The 366-nt window shown below is 59.6% G+C and carries 1 protein-coding gene; it reads right to left on the bottom strand.

The features are described from left to right. A partial coding sequence (locus HLUSI_RS0101770; RefSeq protein ID WP_016832334.1) for an SDR family NAD(P)-dependent oxidoreductase occupies positions 1 to 366 on the bottom strand: 366 nt, incomplete at both ends.

Below are 366 nucleotides of genomic sequence, written 5' to 3'. Positions count from 1 at the left end.
AAGATATACGGGACTAATTATAACCCAACGGATCGCCGCCAGCGACGAGATGTTGACGATGGCGCCCTTCTTCTGTTTTTCCATCACCGGCAGCACGTGCTTGCAGGTCATGAAGACGCTGGTCTGGTTGATGGCGATGACGCGGTTCCAGCTCTCTTCGCTGGCTTCGACCGGGCCGCCGGTTTCAGCGATGCCGACGTTATTGTGCAAGACGTCGATGCGACCGAAATGATCGAGCGCGGCCTGCACCATGGCTTCGATGTCCGGCGTCTTCGACACGTCGGCGGCGACCACTTCACAGGTGCCGCCTTCGCTGCGGATCAGGTCGCAGGTTTCCTGTGCGGCCTGCAGGTTGCGGTCGACATA

It is taken from the genome of Herbaspirillum lusitanum P6-12 (genome assembly GCF_000256565.1).
Lineage (GTDB): Bacteria > Pseudomonadota > Gammaproteobacteria > Burkholderiales > Burkholderiaceae_D > Herbaspirillum > Herbaspirillum lusitanum.
The sequence above is the reverse complement of the archived record's forward strand: the minus strand, read 5'-3'. Positions and strand labels throughout refer to the sequence as shown.